The sequence below is a fragment of the Nocardia sp. NPDC049526 genome (assembly GCF_044465765.1).
GTDB lineage: Bacteria > Actinomycetota > Actinomycetes > Mycobacteriales > Mycobacteriaceae > Nocardia.
In genome coordinates this window covers 384707-409904 of sequence record NZ_JBITMA010000002.1, presented here as the reverse complement: position 1 = coordinate 409904, position 25198 = coordinate 384707, and the positions used below count along the sequence as shown (strand labels likewise).

At 65.0% G+C, this 25198-nt stretch carries 22 protein-coding genes; 10 read left to right on the top strand and 12 right to left on the bottom strand.

Features of this window, described 5'->3' with window-relative positions:
- Window positions 1–20: 20 nt before the first annotated feature.
- Window positions 21–686 (bottom strand): RNA polymerase sigma factor, encoded by a 666-nt coding sequence (locus ACIBW7_RS06490; protein WP_397044756.1) that lies wholly within the window; start codon window positions 684–686, stop codon window positions 21–23.
- A gap of 106 nt (window positions 687–792) precedes the next feature.
- Here ACIBW7_RS06490 and ACIBW7_RS06485 point away from each other — a divergent pair, with 106 nt between their 5' ends.
- The 3 genes from ACIBW7_RS06485 (at window position 793) to ACIBW7_RS06475 (ending at window position 3697) form a co-directional block, all read left to right on the top strand.
- On the top strand, window positions 793–1308 hold the full coding sequence (locus ACIBW7_RS06485; protein WP_397044754.1) for a hypothetical protein: 516 nt from the start codon (window positions 793–795) through the stop codon (window positions 1306–1308).
- Window positions 1309–1316: 8 nt separating this feature from the next.
- Window positions 1317–2972 (top strand): hypothetical protein, encoded by a 1656-nt coding sequence (locus ACIBW7_RS06480; RefSeq protein ID WP_397044753.1) that lies wholly within the window; start codon window positions 1317–1319, stop codon window positions 2970–2972.
- Window positions 2973–3241: 269 nt separating this feature from the next.
- A complete protein-coding gene (locus ACIBW7_RS06475) occupies window positions 3242–3697 on the top strand; it encodes a hypothetical protein (protein WP_397044751.1) in 456 nt (151 codons plus the stop codon).
- Window positions 3698–3797: 100 nt separating this feature from the next.
- On the opposite strand, the gene def is transcribed toward ACIBW7_RS06475, so the two are convergent.
- Entirely contained in the window at window positions 3798–4421 is a 624-nt protein-coding gene (gene def / locus ACIBW7_RS06470) for a peptide deformylase (protein ID WP_397044749.1), read from the bottom strand.
- 166 nt (window positions 4422–4587) lie between these two features.
- Here def and car point away from each other — a divergent pair, with 166 nt between their 5' ends.
- Entirely contained in the window at window positions 4588–8067 is a 3480-nt protein-coding gene (gene car, locus ACIBW7_RS06465) for a carboxylic acid reductase (RefSeq protein ID WP_397044747.1), read from the top strand.
- On the opposite strand, the gene ACIBW7_RS06460 is transcribed toward car, so the two are convergent.
- Genes ACIBW7_RS06460 through ACIBW7_RS06450 form a run of 3 tightly spaced genes read right to left on the bottom strand, consistent with a single transcriptional unit; the run spans window position 8068 to window position 11063 of the window.
- The gene (locus ACIBW7_RS06460; protein ID WP_397044746.1) at window positions 8068–8691 is read right to left on the bottom strand and encodes a TetR/AcrR family transcriptional regulator; all 624 of its coding nucleotides are present in this window, start codon (window positions 8689–8691) and stop codon (window positions 8068–8070) included.
- A gap of 12 nt (window positions 8692–8703) precedes the next feature.
- On the bottom strand, window positions 8704–9588 hold the full coding sequence (locus tag ACIBW7_RS06455) for an SDR family oxidoreductase (RefSeq protein WP_397044744.1): 885 nt from the start codon (window positions 9586–9588) through the stop codon (window positions 8704–8706).
- Window positions 9585–11063 carry a flavin-containing monooxygenase gene (locus ACIBW7_RS06450; RefSeq protein ID WP_397044742.1) on the bottom strand — a complete coding sequence of 493 codons (1479 nt, stop codon included), beginning with the start codon at window positions 11061–11063 and terminating at the stop codon, window positions 9585–9587. Before ACIBW7_RS06450 ends, ACIBW7_RS06455 begins: the two co-directional genes overlap by 4 nt.
- A gap of 181 nt (window positions 11064–11244) precedes the next feature.
- Between ACIBW7_RS06450 and ACIBW7_RS06445 the strand changes: the two genes are divergently transcribed.
- Entirely contained in the window at window positions 11245–12714 is a 1470-nt protein-coding gene (locus tag ACIBW7_RS06445) for a bifunctional phosphatase PAP2/diacylglycerol kinase family protein (RefSeq protein ID WP_397044740.1), read from the top strand.
- 9 nt (window positions 12715–12723) lie between these two features.
- Here the strand turns inward: ACIBW7_RS06445 and ACIBW7_RS06440 are convergent, their stop codons facing one another.
- Window positions 12724–14184: an aminotransferase class I/II-fold pyridoxal phosphate-dependent enzyme gene (locus ACIBW7_RS06440; RefSeq protein WP_397044738.1), complete on the bottom strand. Its 1461-nt coding sequence runs from the start codon at window positions 14182–14184 to the stop codon at window positions 12724–12726.
- 119 nt (window positions 14185–14303) lie between these two features.
- On the opposite strand from ACIBW7_RS06440, the gene ACIBW7_RS06435 reads away from it, so the two are divergent.
- The gene (locus ACIBW7_RS06435) at window positions 14304–14858 is read left to right on the top strand and encodes a hemerythrin domain-containing protein (RefSeq protein ID WP_397044737.1); all 555 of its coding nucleotides are present in this window, start codon (window positions 14304–14306) and stop codon (window positions 14856–14858) included.
- Window positions 14859–14912: 54 nt separating this feature from the next.
- Window positions 14913–15851, top strand: coding sequence for a helix-turn-helix transcriptional regulator (locus tag ACIBW7_RS06430; RefSeq protein WP_397044735.1), 939 nt, complete (start codon window positions 14913–14915; stop codon window positions 15849–15851).
- A 216-nt stretch (window positions 15852–16067) separates the two neighbouring features.
- Here the strand turns inward: ACIBW7_RS06430 and ACIBW7_RS06425 are convergent, their stop codons facing one another.
- Window positions 16068–16331 carry a hypothetical protein gene (locus ACIBW7_RS06425; protein WP_397044733.1) on the bottom strand — a complete coding sequence of 88 codons (264 nt, stop codon included), beginning with the start codon at window positions 16329–16331 and terminating at the stop codon, window positions 16068–16070.
- Window positions 16332–16642: 311 nt separating this feature from the next.
- Between ACIBW7_RS06425 and ACIBW7_RS06420 the strand changes: the two genes are divergently transcribed.
- Window positions 16643–17374, top strand: a complete 732-nt coding sequence (locus tag ACIBW7_RS06420; RefSeq protein WP_397044731.1) for a prephenate dehydrogenase/arogenate dehydrogenase family protein — start codon at window positions 16643–16645, stop codon at window positions 17372–17374.
- A gap of 309 nt (window positions 17375–17683) precedes the next feature.
- Here ACIBW7_RS06420 and ACIBW7_RS06415 read toward each other — a convergent pair whose 3' ends face one another.
- Entirely contained in the window at window positions 17684–17815 is a 132-nt protein-coding gene (locus tag ACIBW7_RS06415) for a hypothetical protein (protein ID WP_397044729.1), read from the bottom strand.
- Between the two features lie 134 nt (window positions 17816–17949).
- On the opposite strand from ACIBW7_RS06415, the gene ACIBW7_RS06410 reads away from it, so the two are divergent.
- Window positions 17950–18813 carry an SDR family oxidoreductase gene (locus ACIBW7_RS06410; protein ID WP_397044728.1) on the top strand — a complete coding sequence of 288 codons (864 nt, stop codon included), beginning with the start codon at window positions 17950–17952 and terminating at the stop codon, window positions 18811–18813.
- Window positions 18814–18823: 10 nt separating this feature from the next.
- On the top strand, window positions 18824–19300 hold the full coding sequence (locus ACIBW7_RS06405) for a MerR family transcriptional regulator (RefSeq protein WP_397044726.1): 477 nt from the start codon (window positions 18824–18826) through the stop codon (window positions 19298–19300).
- 402 nt (window positions 19301–19702) lie between these two features.
- Here the strand turns inward: ACIBW7_RS06405 and ACIBW7_RS06400 are convergent, their stop codons facing one another.
- Genes ACIBW7_RS06400 through ACIBW7_RS06385 form a run of 4 tightly spaced genes read right to left on the bottom strand, consistent with a single transcriptional unit; the run spans window position 19703 to window position 25198 of the window.
- Window positions 19703–20347 (bottom strand): hypothetical protein, encoded by a 645-nt coding sequence (locus ACIBW7_RS06400; protein ID WP_397044725.1) that lies wholly within the window; start codon window positions 20345–20347, stop codon window positions 19703–19705.
- On the bottom strand, window positions 20344–21522 hold the full coding sequence (locus tag ACIBW7_RS06395) for a cytochrome P450 (protein WP_397044723.1): 1179 nt from the start codon (window positions 21520–21522) through the stop codon (window positions 20344–20346). Before ACIBW7_RS06395 ends, ACIBW7_RS06400 begins: the two co-directional genes overlap by 4 nt.
- A gap of 26 nt (window positions 21523–21548) precedes the next feature.
- Entirely contained in the window at window positions 21549–22214 is a 666-nt protein-coding gene (locus ACIBW7_RS06390; protein WP_397044721.1) for a glutathione S-transferase family protein, read from the bottom strand.
- On the bottom strand, window positions 22211–25198 hold the full coding sequence (locus tag ACIBW7_RS06385) for a type I polyketide synthase (protein WP_397044719.1): 2988 nt from the start codon (window positions 25196–25198) through the stop codon (window positions 22211–22213). The genes ACIBW7_RS06390 and ACIBW7_RS06385 overlap by 4 nt, the downstream gene beginning before the upstream one ends.

Here is a 25198-nt window from a genome sequence, read left to right as displayed (position 1 = left end):
CCGTTGAATTCGATTGTGTATCAAGCTGCTTCGAGGTTCGCCCGGAGCCGTTTGAGCGCGGTATGCACATAGGCCTTCACAGTCCCGTCGCCCACGCCCATGATCGCGGCTGTTTCGGCATAGGTGTTTCCCTCGAACGCGCGAACGACCACTGCCTCGCGTTCGCGGGCTGGTATGGCATTCAGAGCCGCGATAAGCATGTGCCGCAGCGCGATGAGATCGTCGAACGCTAGTCCGGCACCGTCTGCCAGCTGCGCGATCCTGGTCTCGCCATCGGGATCGACACGGTCGCGTTCGTTCGCGGCTCGCCGCCAGGTATCGCGCGTCAGGTTCTTCGCGGCGGTCCAGATGTAGCGGCGCAGCTCTTCGGGGGCGGTGATATCGGGGCGTGCGGCGTAGACGCGCATAAACGCGGTCTGGACGATGTCTTCCGCGTCGGTGCGGCTCCCGACCTGTTTTGTCACCGAAGCCAACAGCATGTCCTTGGTCGATTCGTATGCCTCGATGAGCAGTTCATCGAACGGCCGCGCCGAATCAGCGCCGCCACGCCCGATCCGGATCACCGACGTCCGAGGAGCACTCGCGAGCAATGACAGCGGTTCTCGCGCACAGTCCTGCAGCACCGCGCCTAGTAGCGCGATGAGCGCAACGTCACGAACCCAGTCGCCATCGTCTGTGGTGCTCATCTGAACCGCCCTTCCGTGTCCTACTCGACTACAACAGAAATGTGCACGAAAAGGTTTGGTTCGAACTCGGCACAACCTTTTGCACCCTCCCAGGGTTGAGGGGGGTATGAAACCTGATTCGGCAACACCTCAACAGCTTTCCGGCAATCCGCCCCGGGGCTTCACTGCTCTCACAGCAGGTGTATTGGCCAGCCTCGGCGCCGCATCACACCTGTTCGGAGTCATTCTCGCGGGCCTGGTGATCGGATCGACACCAGCCGATGCCGATATCGACGGCGAGTGGCCAACCTGGTTCAAGCCGACGATCGCCCTCATCGGTCTCTTCGGGCTTGTTGTGGGAGTCCTGCTGGCGGCGGGAGCCGTCCAGCTGTTCCGCAGAAGGATCCAGGGCCGGTCGCTTGTGCTGGCAGCGTGCATCACCAACATTTCGGTCGGCTGGATCATGCTCGCGTATATGGCAATTGCCGGTTTTGGAGATGACAGCACCGTCCGATTGAAAGTCGGTCGTTCGATACTGGCCACGCTTGTCGTCCAGACACCAGCGATTATCACGCTCATCCTCGTCGCGGTTCCAGCGACCAAGCTTTGGCTCGATTATCGTCCCGCACAGCCTCGAGCATAGGGCGAACGATGATTCCAACGGCCGAGGCCGGCTACGAGACGGGCATGCGCCGTTTTGTCGGCCCGCAGATGTACCAGCACAATAGTTTTCGATTGGCCGACCTGGGCATCACGGCATCGGCTCGCGCGGTCCGGCGACGTGCCGAGGAGGCGCGAGGTGACGAGCGGATTGCCGAGGCCTGCCGGCAACTGGGCAACCCGATGCGCCGGGTCGTCGACGAATTCTTCTGGTACTGGCCGGGTTACGAAGCGCACAATCGCGCCGTCGACGCGCACGCGAAGGCCCTGGCCGGTCCCGCGGCCGGGGTCGACTGGGCGGTTGTGTGGTTGCACTGGCAGGAAGCCGCCGCCGAGGAGGCCGGCTGGGACTATCTGCGTGACCGGATTCTGCAGTTGGACGAGCCGGAGATCCGTCCCGACTTCGTCGACCAGTTGCGGCGGCTGCTGCCGGCACTGTTGGTTTCGGTCAACGCCGCACTGTTTGCCCGCGCGGTCGAATGCGGGGACGATTCGGCGGCTGCGGATCAGGTGCGCGTTGCCGTGCGGATGGCATCCGGCGACGAGCGACTGGCCGGTACCGAGATCGCGACTGCGATTCGGCCCGTGCTCGACGACATCCGGCGACGCGCGGCTGCGGCACAGGATCAGGTTAGGGGGGACCACCGGCGAGGATTGGTCATCGCCCAGCAGCTGATCACGCAGGCCGAACACTTGGCCCGGGTCATCGGGAAAGCGCCGGGCCGCGCGTCGGTAGCGACGCTCTGCGACGAGATCGCCGTCAGCGCACGATGGTGTATCGCCGCCTACGGCAATGAAACGGGCGACGCCAGTTCGTGCGCGCAGCTGCTCACGCGGGCTCGGTCACTCACCAGCAACTCCGTGCTGATCCGCTACATCGACAAAGACAGAGGCACGTTCCTGACCAACGAGCTCCGCACGCTCTGTGACGAGATGCGCGCGCCCGTCGGTGCCCGACCTGATCATGAGTTGAGAGATGTTGCGACGCTGCTGGATTCGTCGGAAGGCGTGCTTATCCTGCTCGCTGAAATTCCGAGCATGTCGCCGGAAGAGTTCGACGAGTGCTGTGACGACGTCGTGCTGGCCATCGTCACCGCCGTCTCGTCGCGTCTGACGGCGATGTGCGATTCACGGAGCGCAGACGCGCTGTTGCGCCGGGCGCAGGCACTCGCGGCGACCGGCGACACGCAGTTTCTCATCGGCGTGGTGCGTATGGCTGCGACGATCGGGCATGAAGGACGCCAGTTCTGTTGGTTCTGCGGTCAGTTGAGTTCACCGGAATCCACGGCCCGGGTGCGGTTGGTACGAAGGCGCACGATCACCGAGCAGATGGTGGTCGACGTCGAACGATGCCCGTCGTGTCAGCGGGTTTGGAATCGCAAATCGAGGAGCCTCGGTGCGATGAGGCTGATCGTGCTCATGATGCTCTCGGCTGTGATGGTCGTCTTTCCGTTGCTCGCGGTGATCGGCGTAATCGGTTCGGGCGCATATCTTTCCGCGTTCGTTGTCTACCTCGTCTCTTATGTCGGAACAGAGATTGCCGGAGTCGGCGCGCGACGGATCGTCGCGCGCATGCGAGAGCATCCGGCTGTCGCGCGGGAACTCACGGACACTCGGGTGCGGGCGATCATGGAAGTGCGAAAGTGATCCCGACAGTGTGGTTTCGGCGGCCCGAGCATTGGTCGGGCTGCTGCACGCACGCCTGAATCCGCTCGCGCCCGAACCGGATCACCGCTGCGGTGTGCTCGTGCCCGACGTCGTCGCCGCGATCGCGACCGCACAGTGGCGGGCGCACCGAAGGCTCGACGAGACCGAACTGCGGCCGCTGCTGCGCCAGATCCGCACAACGCTCGAATATCTAGCGGCTCGCCGCCGCCCTCGACGACACCGGCGCCGCACAAGGTTGCGACGCCCTGGTGCGCGAGCTGCACGTCGCCCTCGACGAGGTCGAGGATGCGCTGCTGTGGCCCGAACTCGTCGCCGAAGCTCGCGCGGCCTGCGTCGCCGCTACCGATATCGTTGCCGTGCACAGGAATACCGACGACGTCGCCGCGATGCGGGTAGCGACGCTCGCGATCGAAGAATCGATCGACACACGTGACACGATGCCGCTGCGCCGGCACATGAACGACCTCGGCCGCCTCATCGGTCAGGTGCTCGATCGCGCAGGTGTCCTGCAGGTCGAACTCTTTCACCATCTGGCCGGCCGCCGAGCCGAGATGAGCAGTCCGACACATGCCGATCGCCTCATCGCGCAGGGCCGCGCTGCCTTGGACCGCGACGACACCGCACCACTGCGATCGATCAACAGCCAGCTCATCGCCCTGCTGCCAGCGGGCGATCCGTTCAGCACCGTTCGGCCGTCGTACTGACTTCGAGCCGGACCTCCCCTGCTCGCTCGCCCAGCGGCCCATGCAGCTCAGACGACTACGCCGCGCTGAAACCGAATGAGCTCGTCGAGGAGTCGCGAGCTCAGGGCAAGTCGAAGCCCAGGGCCTCGGCCGCGGCGGCGGGGGTTGGTTGGGACCAGCGGTCGATCACGTTCTGGGCGGAGGTCAGGGAGCGGGTGATGGCGCGATCGACGTAGAGGGTGCCGTCGAGGTGGTCGGTTTCGTGTTGGACGATGCGGGCGGGCCAGCCGGAGACTTCCTCGTCCAGCTCGTGGCCGCGTTCGTCCTGGCCGCGCAGCCGCACGTGGGCGTGGCGCGCGACGACGGCCTGCCAGCCCGGAACGCTCAGGCAGCCCTCGAAGAATGCCGCGCGGGCGTCGCCGATGGGTTCGTAAGTCGGGTTGACCAGAACTCGGAAAGGTAGCGGGATCCGCCCGCGAACCGCGCGCACCTCGTCGGTCACTTCGGCCGGATCCTCCAGCACAGCCAGCCGCAGCGGTATCCCGACCTGTGGGGCGGCCAGTCCGACACCCGGCGCGGCATGCATCGTCTCCCGCATCGCCCGCACCAAGCGGTCCAATTGAGCCTGCGTCAGCTGTCCGTCGTAGCGCGCGGCGGGCGTGCGCAGCACCGGATCGCCCGCGGTAACAATGGAGAGTGGACCACCGAGCAGCATCTCGACAAGATCGGGAAGCGGGATCGTCATGGTTTCAGCATCGCAAAGCGCCGCGGGGCGCAATGATATGGCCAGGCCCGTTGCCGAATATGGACCGCCCTGGAATATTTAGCCAGGCTAACGTGTTGCTGGATACAGGCGTCTTCAATCTGAACAGAACAACCGACGGTCGACATGCGACCGAAGGAGGCTGGCCATGATTATTGATACGCGGATGGAACAGGTCATGAATCGCATCGCCGACCTGTACGCCACCTATCCGGACATTCGCAACGCGCGACCGAAACCGGAGACTTTCGCCGCGATCCGAGAACCCGGAATGCGGCCCCCACAGATCGCGGCGACAGTCATGGCGGCCTACGCCGATCGCCCCGCGCTCGGGCACCGGGTCCTCGAACCCACCATGGACGAGTCCGGGCGGCACACTCTGCGACCGCTACCCGAATTCGCCACCATCACTTACGGCGAGTTGTGGGCGCGCGTCGGTGCGATCGCCGCAGCCTGGCATCAAAATCCCGACAACCCGATCAAAGCAGGCGACTTCATCGCGACACTCGGCTTCACCAGCAGTGACTACACGACGCTCGATCTGGCCTGTCTGTATCTCGGCGCGGTTGCCGTGCCGCTGCAGGCAGGTGCGGCACCGAGGCAATTGTCGGCGATCATTGCCGAGACCCAACCACGCATCCTCGCCGCGACCCCCGAAAACCTCACTACCGCAGTGGAATGCGTCATAGCCGGCCCGACGCCGGAACGCCTCGTGGTCTTCGATTACCACCCCGAGGACGATGATCAGCGCGACGCATTCGAATCCGCCCTCGACCGCCTGGCAAACACTCCGATCGTGGTGGAATCACTGGAGTCGGTACTCGAACGCGGCCGTACCCTGCCGCCCGCGCCGCTGTTCGTACCCGACGACGACGCTTTGGAGCTGCTGATCTACACCTCCGGCAGCACCGGAACCCCCAAGGGCGCCATGTACACCAGCCGGTTGGTGACCGCGATGTGGTTGGCCCAGCCGGAGGTCGCCGGGATCGGCCTGAACTACATGCCGATGAGCCATATGGCCGGACGCATGTCGCTCTACGGCATGCTGGCCCGCGGCGGCACCGCGTATTTCACGGCTAAGAGCGATATATCGACGCTTTTCGAGGATATCGGCCTCGTCCGGCCGACCGAGGTGTTCTTCGTGCCACGCGTGTGCGATATGGTCTTCCAGCGCTATCAGAGCGAAATGGAACGTCGCGCCGAAACGGGCATCGACCGCACCGAACTGGACCGTGCGGTGAAAACCGAACTGCGCGAGGACTTCCTGGGCGGCCGATTCCTATCGCCCATCGTCGGCAGTGCGCCACTGGCCGCCGAGATGAAGACATTCATGGAATCGGTCATCGAGATGGATTTGCACGATGGCTACGGTTCGACCGAGGCGGGCGGCGCCATCATGGTCGACAATGTGATCCACCGTCCACCCGTGCTCGACTACAAGCTGGTGGACGTGCCGGAACTGGGATATTTCGGTACCGACCAGCCGCATCCGCGCGGTGAGTTGCTGCTGAAGACCAGCACCATGATTCCCGGGTACTACAAGCGCCCCGAAGTCACCGCGGAAATCTTCGACCCGGACGGTTTCTACCGGACCGGTGACATCGTGGCCGAACTCGGACCCGATGAACTCGTCTACCTCGACCGCCGCAATAATGTGCTGAAGCTGTCCCAAGGCGAATTCGTCGCGGTCGCACATCTGGAGGCCGTATATGCCAGCAGCCCGCTGCTCGAGCAGATCTTCGTATACGGCAGCAGTGAGCGTGCCTACCTGCTCGCGGTGATCGTTCCGACCGAAGAGACGCTGCGCAGCGCCGATCCCAAAGCGGCACTGAGTGATTCGCTGCAGCGCATCGCCAAGGAGGCCGATCTCGAGTCGTACGAGATACCGCGCGATTTCCTGATCGAAACCGAACCCTTCACCACCGAAAACGGTCTACTCTCCGGCATCGGTAAGTTGTTGCGTCCCAAGCTGATCGAGCACTACGGCGAGCGGCTGCAGCAGCTGTACGCCGAGCTGGCCGAAGGGCAGGCGAACGAACTGCACACACTGCGCCGCGAAGCCGCCGACCTGCCGGTTCTGGAAACCGTGAGCCGAGCCGCACGGGCATTGCTCGGTTGCGCGGCAACCGATATGCGACCGGATGCTCATTTCACCGATCTGGGCGGCGATTCCCTGTCCGCGCTGTCGTTTTCGAATCTGCTCCGCGATATCTTCGCCGTCGAGGTGCCGGTGGGCGTTATCGTCAGCCCGGCCAACGGATTGCGTGAGTTGGCGGAGTATGTCGAATCGGCGCAGGGGTCCGGCGCGATCCGTCCCACTTTCGCCGCGGTCCATACACACAGCGGCGTCGCGCGTGCCGATGAACTGACACTGGACAAGTTCATCGACGCGCAAACACTTTCCGCCGCAACGACTCTCCCGCACACGACCGAGACACAAACGGTGCTGCTGACCGGTGCCAACGGCTATCTCGGCCGCTTCCTGTGCCTGGAATGGCTCGAGCGACTCGACAAGACGGACGGCACACTCATCTGCATCATCCGCGGCAAGGACGCTGCGGCAGCGCGGAAACGGCTCGACGATGCCTTCGACAGCGGTGATCCGGACCTGCTGCGGCACTACCGCGAGCTGGCGGCCCGCCGCCTCGAAGTGCTGCCCGGTGACATCGGCGAGCCGAATCTCGGCCTCGATGATGCGACCTGGCATCGGCTGGCCGACACCGTCGATCTGATCGTGCATCCCGCCGCGCTGGTCAACCACGTCCTGCCCTACGACCAGCTGTTCGGCCCCAATGTCGTCGGTACCGCTGAACTCATCCGCCTGGCCATCACCACGCGGATCAAGCCCGTCACGTATCTGTCCACCGTGGCCGTCGCCGCCCAGATCCAGCCGTCGTCCTTCGAGGAGGACGGCGACATCCGCGAAATCAGCCCCACGCGTGCCATCGACGACAGCTACGCCAACGGCTACGGCAACAGCAAATGGGCGGGGGAGGTCCTGCTGCGGGAAGCGCATGATCTGTGCGGACTTCCGGTCGCTGTCTTCCGATCCGATATGATCCTGGCGCACAGCCGATTCGGCGGCCAGCTCAATATTCCGGACATGTTCACCCGACTGCTGCTGAGTCTGGTGGCCACCGGCATCGCCCCGTACTCCTTCTACGAGACCGATGCCGACGGCAAGCGCCAACGCGCGCACTACGACGGTCTGCCCGTCGACTTCACCGCCGAATCGATCACCGCCATCGGCACCCAGGCGCGCACCGATTTCCACACCTTCGATGTCCTCAATCCACACGACGACGGCATCTCCCTCGACGAATTCGTCGACTGGCTCATCGCATCCGGCCACCCCATCCGGCGGATCGACGACTATCAGGAATGGTTGAGCCGATTCGAAACCGCGCTGCGCGGCCTCCCCGAGAAACAGCGCCAGGCCTCGGTGCTACCGCTGCTGCACGCCTATAGCCGACCCGGTCGGCCGATCCATGGCGCCGCCATCCCGGCAAAGGGTTTCACCGCTGCCGTACACGCCGCGAAAGTCGGTGCCGAACACGATATTCCGCATCTGACCCCCGCGCTCATCGACAAGTACGTCAGCGATCTGCGGTTGCGTGGACTGCTGTAGTCAGGTGAGCCCGAGAATGGTGATGGTGAGTCGAGTGGCGTAGTCGACCACCTCGTCGCGATTTGCCTCGACATCGCCGTCGAGCCAATCGAGGAACAGTGCGACGAGTGCGCCAGATATCGCGCTGACCGGCAGCGGAGTCCGGCCCGGTGCGGCAGTGAAGCGCGCGGCCTGTGCCGGTGCCAGTTGCGCGGCGACGAGCGTGACGAAGGCGGGGAGTACATCGGCGCCGTGGGCCCGCAGGGTGTCATCGGCGAGGGTTTCGCGGAACATGATCCGGCCGCGGCGGGGATCGTCCGCGAAATACTGCGCCGCCGCGTCGAAAGCCGCGCGGGCACGGGCGGTTTCGTCGTCGGGTGCGTCGGCCAGCCGCATAGTGACGGCGTCGACGAGCCCGCGTGCGGTCTGGTCGTAGATCTCGATGAGCAGGGCTTCGCGATCGGCGAAGTTCTCGTAGAAGTAGCGCAGGCTCAGGCCCGCTGCACGGCACACCGCCCGCATGGTGGTCGCCGCCGCGCCCTCGCCGCCGAGCAGCCCGTAGCCGGCGCGCACGAGTTGTTCGCGGCGCTCGGCGGCGCGGCTGGCCATGGTGCTGCCGCGCCAGGTGGTGGCTGAGGAAGTCACGGTTGGATCATGTCATGCGCCGCTGGACTCGCTGCGCGGGCGTTGTTCCAGCTTGCGGAGCAGGATCCGCAGCTGTTCGTCGGTGCTGAGGTACTGGTCCATCAGCACATTGACGGCACCGCGCAGCAGGGAATAGGGCTCCCAGACGCGGGGTGCGATGGTGCGCGGGGCGCGCTGGGCGATGCCGTCGGCGACGGCCAGTGCCGCCTGCGCGGCGCTGATGCGCTGGTTGAGCGGCCAGGGCAGCATGGCATCGGCCGCGCGGCCGAATTCGTCGTCGTCGAGCGTGTGGTGGGTCATGGCGGTGTCGACGATGCCGAAATAGGCGACTCCGGCGGTGGCGCCGGATGCGGCGAGTTCGACCCGCAGCGCGCGGCCGAGCTGTTCGACCCCGGCCTTGCTGATCATGTACGGCGAGCCGCCCATGCCGGGCGCGAATGCCGCGCAGGAGGAGACCACGACGACATGGCCGCGGGTGGCGACGATATCGTCGAGGGCCGGTCGTACGGTATTGAAGACACCGGTCAGATTGACTCCGATGACCCGGTCGAAATCGGCGGGGTCCATCGTGCGCAGGGTGGCGGGCGTCGGGGTGATACCGGCGTTGGCGACCACGAGATCGATACGGCCGAAGCGGTCACGGACCGTCGCCATGGCGGCGACCATGCTGTCGCGGTCGGCGACGTCGGCGCGCAGCGGGACCGCGCGTGATCCCAATCGGGACGCGGTGGTGCGTACTTTGTCCTCGTCCAGGTCGAGCATGACCACCCGCGCGCGGCGGCGGTGCAGGATTTGCGCCAGTTCCGCACCGATGCCGCGTCCGGCGCCGGTGATCACCACCACCTTGTCGGCCACATCGAAGGTGTCGTTGGTCGGCAGCAGCCGCAGCAGGTTCATGATGCCTCGATCAGGTAGGCGTCGGAATCGAATCGCATGGTGCGCCTGGCATATTCGAAGCTCCAGTTCGGATACAGCCCGGCATTGTGATGGCCGTCGGCGGTCTGATAGTAGCTGCGGCAGCCACCGGTGACCCACACCGTGTCGCGGCTGCGCTGCTCCATCTCCTCGACGAAGTCCCGCTGCACCTGCGGTCGCACCTCGATGCGGCGAAGTCCGTTGTAGCGCATATGCTTTACCGCGTCCACGATATAGCGGATCTGCGCCTCGATCATGAAGATCGCCGACTGGTTCCCGGCCGCGCCGAACGGGCCGAGGGTGGTGAAGAAGTTCGGAAATCCGGTGACGGTGGTGCCGAGATAGCTGCGCGGGCGTTCCCGATACAGCTGTGCGAGTGTGCGTCCCCCGGTGTCGTGGATGGCCTCGAATATCCGCGGTGGCACACCGAATCCGGTGCCCCAGATGATCGTGTCGACCTCGTGTTCGGTGCCGTCCACGGTGACGATCGATCGCGGCCGGACCTCGGCGATCCCGGCGGTCTCCACCTCGACATTGGGCTTGGACAGCGCGGGATAGTAGGCGTCGGAGAAGATCGCGCGTTTGCAGCCGATCATGTAGTCGGGCGTCAGCTTTCGGCGCAGTCGCGGATCGGGAACCTGGCGGTGCAGCTGCAGTCGGCCCAGTGCCTCGAACGGATGACGGAACCGCTTGTCCACGAACCCGACCAGCCCGAATCCTTCGATGCCGGTGAAGTACGCAGCGCGGATCGTCTTGCCCAGCAATGGCATCCGGCGCAAGAGTGTCCGCTCGACGGCGCTGGTCGCCCAGTCCATGCGAGGCACGATCCACGGCGCGGAACGCTGGAAGACCGTGAGCCGTTCCACCATGGGCTGGATCTCCGGAATGAACTGCACCGCGGACGCGCCGGTGCCGATCACCGCGACCCGCTCGCCGGTCAGATCGTGGTCGTGATCCCAGTGCAGAGAATGGAACTGAGTACCGGTGAAATTCGCGATACCGGGCAGGCCGGGGATTTGTGCCTCGCTGAACGGTCCGATCGCCGAAACCAATACATCGGCGGTCAATGATCCATGCCCGGTACGGATGCGCCACCGTCCGGCAGCTTCGTCCCACGCGGCGTCGAGGACCTCTGTGTTGTAGCGAATGTGTTGCGGCACATCGTATTTATTCGCCACGCCGCGCAGGTAGTCGAGGATCTCCGGCTGGGTGCCGTAGCGGCGGGACCAATTCGGGTTCGGGGCGAAGGAATACGAATACAGCATCGAAGGCACGTCGCACGCACAGCCCGGGTAGGTATTGGCGCTCCAGGTGCCACCGAGGTCGGAGCCGCGTTCGAGGATGGCGAAGTTGCGGAAACCGGCCTCGCGCAGCTTCACCGCCAACCCGATACCCGCGAACCCGGCGCCTATCACAACGATCGGCACATGGTCGGGCCGCGTCGTCGGCTGATCCATCTGCACTCCTCCGAACGGGTCGGCGGCCATTGGAATCGGTTGATTCTAATGGAATCAGATGATTCCTTTGCGGTTGGTACGTGTCAAGGCTGATCGGTGTTATCGCAGTTCAACGGGCTAAGCGACGGGTTGCGGCGTTCACCGCCGTGGCTGACCGCGCCTGGCCGGTTAGCCTGTGGGCATGCGCAAGCAGTCACCGCAGCTCTCGGGTCACGTGGACGCGTGGCTGGTGGCGCGCAGTGCGCGGGTGCGGCCGACCCCCGCCGATCGTTTCCTGCGGACACTGAGCATGAGCGCCGATCACAGCCGCCTGTGGCTGGTCGTGGCGGCGCTGATGTCGATGGGCGGCCGAGCACCGCGCCGGGCGGCCGTGCGCGGGCTCCTCTCGGTCGCACTGGCCAGTTCGGTGGCAAACGGCATTGCGAAGCCGCTGTTTCCGCGCCGCCGACCGCCGGACGAGTCTGTGCCATTCGTGCGACGGCTGGTGAAACCGCCGGCGTCCTCCTCGTTCCCCTCCGGCCACTCCGCCTCCGCGGCGGCGTTCGCAACCGGCGTCGCCCTCGAATCTCCGGCCGCTGCGGTCGTTGTCGCGCCGATCGCGGCGGCCGTCGGCTACTCACGCGTGCACATCGGCGTGCATTGGCCCTCCGATGTGATCGCGGGCGCGGCATTGGGCAGTGCGATCGCCCTCGGTACCCGGCGCTGGTGGGCGCAGCGCGACGATGAGCCCGCCGAACTGGGGCCGTGTGAACGAATCACCGCTATGCACAACGGATTCGGGCTGCTGCTGGTAGTCAATACGGATTCGGGCGGCGGCGCCGGCTCGGAGCAACTGCAGCTACTACACGAGAACCTGCCCTCCGCTGAGGTTTTGGCGGTGACCGAAGACCTCACCGCCCAGCTCGACGAACGTGCCCGCCGCCACGATATCGCCGCACTCGGCGTGTTCGGCGGCGACGGAACAGTTTCGGCTGTCGCGGCCGCGGCGGTCGAACATCGGCTGCCACTTGCGGTATTCGCCGGTGGCACCCTCAACCATTTCGCCCGTGATACCGGGGTGGAACACCCCGAGCACACCCTGGCCGCGCTGGAATCCGGCGACGCGGTCCGCACCGATACCGCCGAGGTGCGATCCGACGGACTCGCGCCGCGCACCTTCGTCAATACCGCAAGCCTCGGCGGCTATCCCGACTTCGTCCGCTTCCGCGAACACTGGGAGCCGCGGCTGGGCAAATGGCCCGCCGCGGGAATAGCCATGGTGCGTGTGCTGTTTCGCGCCCAGCCGCTACCGACGACCATCGACGGCACCCGCACCGCCATCTGGATGCTATTCGTCGGCAACGGCCACTACCGCCCCGCCCACCAGATCCCGATGTCGCGTCCCGCACTGCGGCACGGCACCCTCGATATCCGATATCTGCGCGCGGACCTGCCGTTTTCCCGAACCCGCCTGATCTGGGCCACTCTCACCGGCACCCTCGACCGCTCCGCGACCTACGTCAACCGCCGCGCCGACCGGCTGACCGTGCACGTCGACGGTGGCCCGGTCGCCGTGGCCACCGACGGCGAGGTCGGGCACCACGGCAACGACTTCACCTTCACCAGCCGCCCCGCGACGCTCACATTGTTCCGCCGGCCGGAGCCGAGTTGATCCGGTGCGTCAGTTCGCGACCACCCGGACCGTCCGCATCGAACTGTCGGCCGCATCCGGCACCATCATTCCGGCGCGAACCCCGGTGACCAGGTAGTCGATCACGGCCTCGTTCAGCCGCTCCCCGGGCACCGCGACCGGTATGCCGGGCGGATACGGTGTGAGTTGCTCGGCGACAATCCGCCCGGCAGCGGACTTCATCTCGACCGTATCGACGGCGCCGAAGAACGCGTCACGCGGAAGCATCGTGGTCTCGAGTTCGAGATCTTGCGGACCAGGAAGTCGAATCGGTTCCGGCGCAGGGATTTCCGGGGCCGCAGCGCTCAGCGACAGCAGTGCATCGAGCAGCCGCCTGGTGGTGGACTCGTCATCGGCCATCGACAGTGTCGCCATGATCCGGCGGTGATCGCTGAGTCCGGCGTCGATGCGCGCGTTCTCCCGCAGCCAGTCGGCACACTGGTAGCCCGACAGCCCGAGCCCGCCGACATCGATGAGGACCTGCATCCGGTCCAGGTCGTGCGAGGCCTCGGCACCGAGCAACTCGTCCTCCAGTACGTGCAATCCCGGAATGTCCTCGATATCGGCGCGTAGCTGTCCGGCCAATTTCAATGTGGCGCCGAGCAATTCGTTACCGTGCTCGACCATCTGCCGGCGCCACCCGTCCAATGCCGCGTACACCATGACATTCGGGCTGGTGGTCATCAACAGATCGGCGCATGCCGATAGACGTTCGCGTTCGACCAGGTCGCCCTGTAGATGGAAGACCGAACCCTGCTCGAATCCACTGCCCATCTTGTGCACGCTGACCACACAGACATCCGCGCCCGCATCCATTGCCCACGTGGGCAATTCGTCGTGGAACGGCAGATGCGCGCCCCACGCCTCATCCACGATGAGCGGCTTACCGCGCTCATGGCACACCTCGGCGATACCCCGGATATCGGCGCAGGTTCCGTACGGACTAGGGCTGACGATCAGGGCCCCCGCCGCATCCGGATAGCGCTCCCAGGTTTCGCGGATCTGCTCGGGCGACGGCGGATGGGACAGGTGCTGCTCGGCATCCCAGCGCGGGGAGATCCAGCGCGGCTGCACACCGGAGAAGACCAAACCGGCGACGATCGACTTGTGGCTGTCGCGCGCCACCAGCAACCCCGGTGAACCGCCCGCGACCGCCATCATCGCCGCCTTGACCGACAGTGAACTACCGCAGGTCGAGAAGAACGCGTAGTCGGCGCCGACCGCATCGGCCATCAACTCCTCGGCACGCGCCAGATAGCCAGCGCTTGCCCGGCGGTCGTCGAGTCCGCTGTTGCCGAGAACATCCGAACCGAAGGTCTCGGTGCCGAGGATGCGCCGCACGCGTTCGTCCGCGCCGCGGCCCTGTCGGTGGCCGGGCGGGGTGAAACCGTATCGGCCCAGCTCACGGTATTCGACCAGGGCATCGAGTAAAGGGGCTCCGGCATGGTCCATATTGCCGACCTACCCAGGGGTGCAGGTAGCAAACGACTCGGTGGCGAGTTTGCCCGTGGCGCGCTGGTCGGCCTTCGGAGGAAGATGTGTAGTACTCCGCCGCAGAAATGAGGTGCACGATGGGAAAGCTGGATCAGAATGTGATCGATCTGCTGACCGACCAGCACGAGCAGATCCGGCGCCTGCTCGAGAAGCTGAAATCGGGCCAGGATGATAAGCGGGAACTGTTCACCGAGCTGGTGCGCCTACTCGCGGTACACGAAACCGCCGAGGAGGAGGTCGTGCACGCAGTGGCGCGTCGCGCAGCTTTCGGCGCCGACGACATCATCGGCCCCAGATTGGCCGAGGAAAAGGCGGTGAAGCACGCACTGGCCGAACTGTACGACATGGGCGTCGACCATCCCGATTTCGATGCGAAGCTCGCCGTATTCGCCGAGAAGGTCTCCGCACATGCAGCACACGAGGAGACCGAGGAATTCCCATTCCTGCTCAAGCAGTTCTCAGTGAATCAACTCGAACGCTGGGCCGGCATGGTGCGCGCCGCCGAGAGACTCGCCCCGACCCGGCCGCACCCCCATGCGGGCGAGACCGGCCTGGCGAACCTCGTGATGAGCCCGCCACTGGCCGTATTCGACCGAGCACGAGACGTCCTTCGCGACATGCGCTCGCGCTGAAGCTATTACTGACAGCACCTGGATACCACTAGCGGGATCCGGGATGATCGCTGTATGACAGCATCGCGTAGCGATTCGATGAGGGGTGGTGGGCCTGATGTTGTGGACGTTCGTGCGGTACGCAAGGCGCGCCGCGCCGAATTGGGCGCCTTCCTGAAGTCGCGCCGCGCGCGGATCACCCCCGACGACGTCGGCCTACCACCCGGCCCACGCCGCCGGACCCCCGGCCTACGCCGCGAAGAGGTCGCGCAACTCGCCGGAATCGGCATCACCTGGTACACGTGGCTAGAACAAGGTCGCCAGATCAATGTCAGTGTGCAGGTGTTGAATTCGGTTGCGCGGACGTTGTCGTTGGATGCTGCGGAGAAGGCGCATTTGTATCGGTTGGCGGATGTGCCGACGGTGCCGACCGCGCACGCGGGAACTGCTCTGCCGGAGGAGCTTCAGGTGATTTTGGATCATTTGGAGCCGTTGCCGGGTGTGGTGTTGAGTCCGCGTTATGACGTGTTGGCGCACAATAAGTCGTATGAGGCGCTGTGTCCGGGTTTCGTGAAGGGGGAGCGGAATGTGGCGCGTCGGGTGTTTTTGACTCCGGAGTGCTGCAATACCTATCACCATAATTGGGATGATCTGCGTCGCATGGTCGGTTATCTGCGTGGTTCGTATGTGAAGAATCTCGGTGATCCGAGTTGGGAGGATTTCATTTCCGAGTTGTGTGCTGAGAGTGAGGCTTTCGCGTCGTTGTGGGCGCGTAATGATGTTGCGGTTCCGGCGAGTCGTACGAAGCAGATTCGTAATTTGGCGGTGGGGGAGTTGGAGATGTTCTTGACGAGTATGAGTTTGCCTGCGTTGCCGCATGCGTGGATGCAGATCTATACCCCGGTTGATGAGGTGGCGTGGGGGAGGTTGGGTGAGTTGTTGGCGATGAGTGAGGAGCAGCGTCAGCGTCCGTGGATAGAGCATCGCGAGCGGTATCACGCTGCCGCGGGGTAGCGGGCGGCTCTATTGCGCGAAGGATTCGCGCACCTCACCGGAATGGGCCGAGCGATGTATTCGCGGCTGAACGAGTGGCGCCGGGTTCGCGATGCCGTCGACCCGGGGCGGGTGTTCGTCTCCGACCCGGCGGCTGCGGCTCGACAGTGACGAGTCGACCGTCAGTTGATCCCCAAGCCGGGCGAGCGGGTCCTGCTCGCCCGGTTGGGCGGATTATCAGCGCGCGGAACCACTTTCGATCAATTCACGGATGAAGCAGAGCGGGCAGATGGGGTCGAACGGCGCAGTGATCTGGGTCGAGGGGGTGGTCGATGGTGCCACCGGGAGGCCGTTCGGCGCGGCCGCGGCGAGCGCGGGCTGCAGTACGAGAGCGGCTGCAAGCGCGCCGCCGGCAATGACATTCAGCATAGGACGGTACAAGAGATCCTCCTCGTTGATGAGATGAGGCGTGAGAGTAACAAGGCCCGTCGCTGCGGTCATGCCCCCAATTTTAGGATAACGATTCGGCGCCCGGCCCTGGCGGCGGGCGCCAAAAGACACAGTGGAGACACACCCCATACTCTTCACGTCTGAAATGGGGTTTGCGTAGGTAGTGGCTGCTGATAGGTAATTGCCGAGAATTATCTACCTATGTGCATTCCCTATTGAACCGGTCGGTGCGTGCCGAGTAGTTTGTTGTCCATCGAGATCAGCTCGCCCTATCAGGTGCTTCGTACTGTGCTGAGCCGAGTCCAACGAGGTCGGGTAATGAAGATTTGTGATGTCCTCAATTCGGAAGTCTGTCGGTTGCGGTGAAAACGCCGCCGGGCCGGTCGGTGCGCGAGGTTGCGATAATCGGCACTGGAATGATCGGAACATCTATCGCGCTCGCCCTGCGTAGGCAGGGAATTCTGACGTATTTGTGCGATCGGGATCCGTATACGGTCGCCATGGCGGCGGCGCGGCGAGCGGGAGTGGTTGGTCTGCCCGCGGCGCCGGTGGATATCGCGGTGTTGGCTGTGCCGTCGAGTGCTATCGCGGCAGTGCTCGCCGAATGTCAGGGCAAAGCGCTCGCACATTTCTATACCGATGTCGGCAGCGTCAAAGTGGCTCCTATGGCTGATGCGGAGATGATCGGTTGCGATGTGACGAACTATGTCGGTGGTCATCCATTGGCCGGTCGTAGGCGTTCGGGTCCGCTCGCCGCGTCAGCTGATGTGTTCCGAGATCGACCGTGGGCTCTCACACCGGTTGCGGATACGAGTGCGGCCGCGATCGAGGCTGTTGTCGAGTTGGTGGGCCTGACCGGTGCACACCCGGTCATGATGACACCGTCGGAGCATGATCGGGTCGTTGCCCGGATTTCGCATGTGCCGCATCGGCCCGCCACCAGGGGGCGGCGCGCTGGTCTGTGCGGGCGCCATGGATCACGAGCCGACCGGAGACCGGGATATGCGGCCCGAACGAGCGTCGTCCCGCGCCGCTCCGGTTGGAGGTGGACCACGTACCCAGCGCTGTCGCGGCCGAGGATCAACTCGACCTGATCCGGAAGCTCCGCGCGCACAACGACTTCGGCGAGCGAGTCGAGCGCGCTCAGCAGGTGATCCCACGGCTCCAGCGCGGCGCAGTGCCGGGCTGGCTGCGAGTTCCACCGCGCCGCCTGCGGTTACGCCGCTGTCGCCGGTAGTGAGCAGATTGCCGCCGCGTGCCACGAACTCGTCGAGCGCCGTGGCCGCTGTCCAGCCGATACCCCCACGCCGGGGCAGAATTACCAGCCGATATCGATCGATGGTGCCGACCACAGCCAGGTTCGTCAGCTCGTCCTGCGGGAGGACATCAAAGGGGTAGTGCATCTACTGCAGCGCAAGGTAGACGCCGCCGAACTCGTCGAGACTTTCGAGGTAGGCCGCGTAACCCGCGCGCCCCGGTGCCGGGCGCACCAGTCCGATCGTCGCCGCCGGCCTGATCCGCCTCGCCGTCGGCATCGAGAGGTATCGACGACATCCTGGCGGATCTGCGAACCGGATTCGCCGCCGCGGCCTGATTCACGATCGATGCCCGCGCGGGATCACCGCGCGGGCTTGCCTTCGAGCGCGCTCGAAGCCATACCGTCACCGCCATGACGACACCGAAAACACAGACCTGGATCATCACCGGCGCTGCCAAGGGCTTGGGCCGCGCGCTGGCCGAATCAGCCCTCGCGGCGGGTGACAACATCGTCGCCGCGGTCCGTAATCCTGACGCCGTGGCCGACCTGGCCACGGCGTACGCGGACAGTTTTCTCGGCGTTCGCTTCGACGCTCGCGATCCACACGCGGCCGCCGGCCTGGTGAACACCACGCTCGATCGGTTCGGCAGCCTCGATGTGCTGGTCAACAATGCGGGTCGCGCCGTGGTCGGCGCGATCGAGGAGGTCAGCGACGCACAGTTGCGAGACCTGATGGACCTGCACTTGTTCGGCCCGGCGGCGCTCGTCCGGGCGGCACTGCCCGTGCTGCGACGCCAGGGCAGCGGCACGATCATACAGATGAGCAGTCAGGGCGGGAGGGTGGCATTCCCTGGCGTATCCGCGTACTGCGCTTCGAAATTCGCGCTCGAGGGGTGGTCCGAATCCCTCGCCATCGAGGTCGCGCCGTTCGGCGTGCGCGTGATGATCGTCGAGCCGAGCCGGTTCCGGACCTCGTTCAACGCGGCGCTCGAGTTCACCGACACTTCCCAGGCCTACCGTGACACGCTCGCCGCGGTGCGCACCACGCTGGGCGACGCCGACGGCGTACAGGAAGGCGATCCGATGCGTGCCGCCGAGATCATCGTGCGGCTCGCGCACAGCGACGACGTTCCGTTGCGGCTGCCGCTGGGGCGGGAAGCGGTCGAACGGTTGTCCGACGCCTACCGCCGAGGGCTGGATGAGGTCCGGCGCTGGGCGGAGGTCGCCGGTAGCGCCGATTTCGACGGCGTCGTCGCTGCGGTCCGGGCCGTCTAGGCTGCCAGATGTGGCCACAGACGAACTGATGCAGCGGGCACTGGCGATGCTCGGTGATGAGGATGACGTCGCGGCCTCGGTCGAGGTCATTCATCGACTCGCCGGCGTCGGTGACATCGAAGCGCCGATGTCCATAGCCGAGGTCGCCGACCTGCTCGATGTCTCACCCCACACCCTGCGCTACTACGAGCGAGCGGGGCTGATCGAGGTGGGCCGGGACAGCAACGGCTACCGGATCTATGACGCAGAAGCCGTGCGGCGCTTGGTGTTTCTGACCCGTATGCGATTGTCCGGCATGCCGATGCGCGACCTACAGCACTACAGCGAGTTGGTCGACCTCGGCGAGGACACCGTGCCCGAACGGCTCGACATACTGATCGAACACCGCGACACGATCCGCCGCCGCCTGCGCGAACTGACACTGTCGCTCGCCGCGACGGAGTACAAGATCGCCACCTATGGCGGCCGGACCGGGCCGGACGTCTAGATCGGCCAGGGCGAGATCGCGGCGAGCGGACCGTCCAGTGTGCAGGTGTTGAATTCGGTTGCGCGGACGTTGTCGTTGGATGCTGCGGATCCGCCGCGTGTCGTCCTGGTGCGCCGAAATGAGCCGAAAGCATCGCGGCTGCACCGGATCGTCGAGCTCATCGCTGATGAGGCCGACTCGCAAGCTCCCAACGACTTGGGACGAGCTTGCTCGAAGCACGGGTGGTGATCGGTGACTTCAAAACCGAGCACAACCTGCGGCATCGGCACTCGGCGCTGGGCTATCTGACCTCGGCCGAGTACGCAGCCCGCTGCAGCATCGATACCCCTTTCCGTGGCTCTATTGGCTCGAGCAATCATCAGCTTGCTGCAGTTGCGTGCCGGGCTGATGGGGGGACGCGGTTCAGCCTCGAGCGGGCGAGTGCCGCACGCTCCGCACCACGATCGCGCCGTAATCGCGGCTTGGCGGGTCCGGATAGTAGTTGGGGACGATGTGGCGTCGGTCGGGCACCAGATAGTTGTGCCCTCGGTACATCTCCAGGAAGGGATCGACCAGGCAGCCGCCGAGTGTGCGTAACACGTAGTCGGGGGCGTCGATCTCGCCGAATCGGCGGCAGTATGCGTCGTAGCCGGGGATCTTTGCTCCGGTGAGGACATAATCCAGTCCGTAGCGCTCGGCCAGCTCGACTGGGGTTTCCATCATCACCCCGTATGCTGTGCCGCCGCGTGCGGCGCGCTTCAGTGAGCCGGAAGCCAGGTAGATGGCGTTCGCGGTGTCCAGATCGATGACCGGATAGTAACCGTGACCGGTCACCGTGTCCCAATCGCTGAGTTCGGAAATGCGGTCCGCCTCATACCGCATGGGGAAGCCCATCAAGGTGCCGACGACCTCGCCGTGCTGTTCGAAGATCCAGAACCCCTCGGGATACGCACGAAGGCGAGCTGTCATCTGGTCACGGCTCGCTCGCTGAGATTTCTCCCAGTCTTGCTCGACAGCCATGATCTCGTCCAGGTCGTCCAACGTCGCCTGCCGAACCAGGATCGTCATCGTATCCCCCAGGTCACGGGAAGTTGCTCCAGGCCGTGCACGAATACGCCATCCTTCCATCGCAATGTATCGGGATCGACCGCGAACTCCAGTCGGGGGAAGCGCCGCACCACGGCGCTGATCGCGACTGTCGCCTCCAGTCTTGCCAGTGAGGCCCCGAGGCAGAAGTGCGGTCCGAGGCCGAACCCCAAGTGCCGGTTCGGTGTTCGGGTGATGTCGAACCGTTCGGGTTCGCGAAACTGCGCATCATCATGATGTGCCGACAGCAGCGACGCGACGACCAATTCCTCGGCCGGAATGACCGTGCCCCGGAACTCGACATCGGTCAGCGAAAAGGCTCCGGTGCTGTTCTTCACCGGAGGGCAGTATCGCACCACCTCCTCGATCGCCGGTTCGATGAGCGCTGGTGTGGCACGCAGCCGCATCAGTTCCGCGGGATTCCGTAGCAGCGCCCACGCCGCGTTGCCGATGAGGTTTCCCGTCGTTTCGAAACCCGCGGCGATGAGCAAGAAGATCATGCTCATCAGTTCCACCGGCGACAGCCGGTCACGATGACTCTGCGCCTCGATCAACGCACTGGTGAGGTCGTCGCGGCGCTGTCGGCGGCGTATCTCGAGGAATTCCTCGAGATACTGCTGGAACTCGATCGCCATGGTGCGCAGCGCGTCGAAATCTCCCTCCGACGGAGGAGCGATCAGGATCCTGGTCCACTCCCGGAACCGCTCCTGGTCTTCGATCGGTATCCCGATCAGCTCGGCTAGGACGGTGATCGGCAGCCGGAAGGCCAGTGCATCGAGCAGGTCCACCGAGTCCTGCTGCTCGGCCTGGTCCAGCAGCCTGTCGGTCGCTGCGGCGACGTATGGACGGAGCTCGATGATCCGGTGCGGAGTGAACGCCTTGGCGACCAGGGCACGCAATCGTGTGTGCTCCGGGGGATCGGCGTAGAGCATGTGCTTGTCCAGCTGGTCGAATTCGGTTACCCGGAAGTACCTGGATCGCGCCGCGTCGGACAGCTTTCGCTTGTCCTTGCTGAAACGATTGTCGCGGAGCAGTTCGACGACGTCGGCGTAGCGGGTCACACGCCACTCGGGTGCTTGCTGGTGCGGGTTGAACAGGCGGATGATCGGCGCCTCGGACCGCATCCGCGCCAGTGTCGGCAGGGGATCGACACGCATCTGTTCACCCCACAGGTCGAACCGGTTCACTCGGGCCGCTCCAGCACTTGTCCGACCCGGCGCCAGGTGGGTCTGTCACTGATCTCTCGCCACCAGCGCGCAAGGTTCGGTCGCGCGTCGATCAGGTCTACACCGTTGGAGGCGACGAGATACTGCAAGTAGGGCAGCCAGGTCACCTCGGCGAGCGAGAACTCGGGTCCGGCGAGGAATTGCTGCCTGGCCAGCGTGGCGTCCGCGACGTCGAATGCGGTTGCCAGCTCACCGCGCGCCGCAGCGATGGCGTTCCGATCTGGTGGTGGCGGAAGGAATTTCGCGCCCGGGCTGCGGCGGATGATCTCGTACACAGGGCCGGCGCGGACGAGGTCCCACACCGGTCCGCTGACGTAGCTCTGCTCGACGCTGATCCACTGTTCCATCAGCCCGCGCAGCCTGAGGTCGTCCGGTGTCAGTGCCGGGCCCGGCAACCGATGGTCCAGATAGCGGATGATAGCCCGCGATTCGTACAGCAGGAACCCATCGTCCTCCAATACCGGAATCTCACCGAACGGCTGGAGTTTCCGGTGCTCCGGCGACTTGTCCTGCCCTTGGAGAACACTCACCTCGACCAGCTCGGCGTGCTGATTCTTCTCGGCCAGGACCATCAGTACCTTGTGGGTACAGGCGCTGGTGGCCGCCCCGTACACCTTCATCATGTTTCGTCCTTCGTGTACTCCGTGAGCACTTTCAACAGATACCGGGTGACCGCCCTCGGGGTCTGATGATCGAAGGCGAGCGTCGACGGCAGCGCGAGTCCGGTTCGCGCCGCGAGTTCGTGTCGCAGCTGCACGGCCATCAGGGAATCCATGCCGAGTGCCATGAACTTGCCGTCCACCGGGACGTCCGAGGGCGAAGGTAGCTGGAGTAAGGCCGCAGTGTCCCGGCGTACTGCTGCCTCGATCGCGGCCTCCCGATCGCCGTTCGGCAACCCGATCAGTTCATCGACCCAGTGCGTCGGCACGACGGCCACCTGTTCGCTGGGCGGTGCTGGTGTATCGAGCCAATGACGTTTGCGCTGCCATGGATAACGCGGCAACGTTGCGACCCGGCGCCGATCCGGGTATAGGCGGGCGAAGTCCACTGGATAGCCCGCGGTGTAGAGCTCGGCAATCGAGTTGAGCAGGCTGCGTTGTTCCGGGCGCTCCCTGCGCAACGTCGGGATTGCGGCTGTTGTGCCGAGACAGTTCGCGATATGGCCGGAGAGCACGGAATGCGGCGCTATCTCGAGGAAGATCTGCTGCCTATCGCGGGCTGCGGCGCGCACAGCGTCGGCGAATCGGACCGGCTGCCGGACGTTGTTCGCCCAATAGTCGCCGGTCAATTCGCTTCCGGCGATCCGGTCTCCGCTCACCGTGCTGTACATGGGGCACGTTGTGGGGCCGCACTCTACCGCGGCGAGTTCCTTCGCGAGCTTTGTGGCCATCGGGGCCATGGAAGGTGAGTGGAATGCGTAGCCGCCCGGCAACCAGCGGCAGTGGACGCCTCGCCGCTGGAGCGGGTTGAGCACGGTGTGCAACTCGTCCACCGAGCCGGACAGTACGACGGACCGGTCGTCGTTGATCGCTGCCACCACGACCGAAGTGTTCGATCCGGCAATAACGTTCGCGATCTCATCCGGCCCCAGCGCGACTGCAACCATCGCCCCCGAACCGTCGGCCGGCGCCATGAGGCGTCCCCTCGATACCACGATCCTGATGGCTTCCGCCAGGCTCAGCGCACCCGCGACATGCGCGGCGGCGATCTCACCAACACTGTGCCCGATGACTGCGTCGGGCCGAATGCCCCATGACGCGAGCAGGGCCGCCAGCGCAATCTGGCATGCGAACAGCGCGGGTTGGGCGATCTCGGTGCGGTGTAACTTCGATTCGCCTTCTGGCGCAGCCAGTTCCGCGAGCAACGACAACGATGTGTGCTCCGCGACCAATCGGTCGCATTCTTCGAGTGCGTCGCGGAAAATCGGTTCACTGCCCTGCAGCTCGCGACCCATACCGATCCACTGCGCCCCCTGCCCGGAGAAGACGTAGGTGATCGTGGGTGCCGTGGCTCGCGCCCGCGTGGCACCGGCGCGCACGAATGCGTGCAGCTGCTCGGCCAGTTCGGCACCGGAGGCACCAACTACTGCGGTCCGCCATTCGTGATGATCACGCCGGGCTCCCGCCGTATAGGCGACATCGCAGGGATCATCTTCCCGTTCGAGGACATTCGCGTGTGCGATAGCCAACTCGGTCAGTGCCGTCGGGCTGCGCGCCGACAGCGGGAGCAGGACCGGTCCGCCCCGCGGCGGCAGCTGCTCGACCGCGGGTGCCTCGGCGACGACGACATGCGCGTTGGTGCCGCTCATACCGAACGAACTGACACCTACGAGCCGCGGCTTCTCGCCCTCCGGCCACGCGATGGTCTTCGTCGGGATGACGAAAGGTGTTCCAGTCAGGGAAATCCTCGGATTGAGCGTGCTGAAGTGCAGGTTGCGAGGGATTTCCGCGTACTGCAAGGCAAGTACCGCCTTGATCAGTCCGGCGATGCCCGCGGCGGCCTCGAGATGTCCGATGTTGGTCTTGACCGCACCCAGTACGCAACCGCCACTGTTGGCGTCCCCCTCGCCGAAAACCTCGGCCAGCGCCTCGATCTCGACCGGGTCTCCGAGTGCGGTGCCGGTTCCATGGGTCTCCACATACCCGATATCGACGGGGCGCACCTGGGCATCGGCGAATGCTTGGCGCAGCAGGTCCCGCTGCGCCAGTGGATTGGGTGCGGTCAGCCCGGCCGAGCGACCGTCGGAGTTCATTGCCGAACCCCGCAGGACCGCCAGTACTCGATCGCCGTCGGCCAGTGCATCGGAAAGCCTCTTCAGCACAACGATTCCGCAGCCCTCGCCGCGGACGAACCCGTTCGCACGGGCGTCGAAGCTACGGCACCGGCCATCCGGCGACAGCGCTTGTAGATCGCTGATCATCTCGGTCACCGCTTCGTCCAGAACGAGATTCACCCCACCGGCCAGCGCGAGGGAGCTTTCCCCGGTCCGCAGGCTCCGGATCGCAAGATGTACCGCGACCAGCGATGATGAGCACGCGGTATCCACCGCGAGACTCGGCCCACGCAGCCCGAGCAGGTACGACAACCGACCTGCGCCGAAACTGTGGGCCGTTCCGGTGCCGGTATAGCCGGTCATTGCGCCGGACCGCGCGCTGAGCAGCAGGTAGTCGTTGCTGCTCATCCCTACGAAGACGCCGGTTCGGCTGCCGGCCAGCCGCTCGGTCGCCACTCCGGCGTCTTCCAGCGCCTCCCAGGCGACCTCGAGCAGCAGCCGATGCTGTGGATCCAGCGCGTCGGCTTCCCGCGGGGCGATCCCGAAGAACGCCCCGTCGAATCCGTCCACCGAGGGCAGGAAAGCGCCGGTTGCTCCAGCGTCACCGGTGGCACGGTCGGGTCGTTGGGACACTGTGTCGACACCGTCGGAGAGCAGTGTCCAGAATGCTTCGGGGTCGTCGGCGCCACCCGGGAAACGGCAGCCCATGCCGATTACCGCGATAGCTTCGGTGTGCTGTCGCCGCAGCCGCACGACCTCGGCTTCCATCGTGCGCAGCGCGGAAGCGGCTTTCACGAGCTGTGTGCGATAACGTTGCTCGTCGGCGATGTTCAC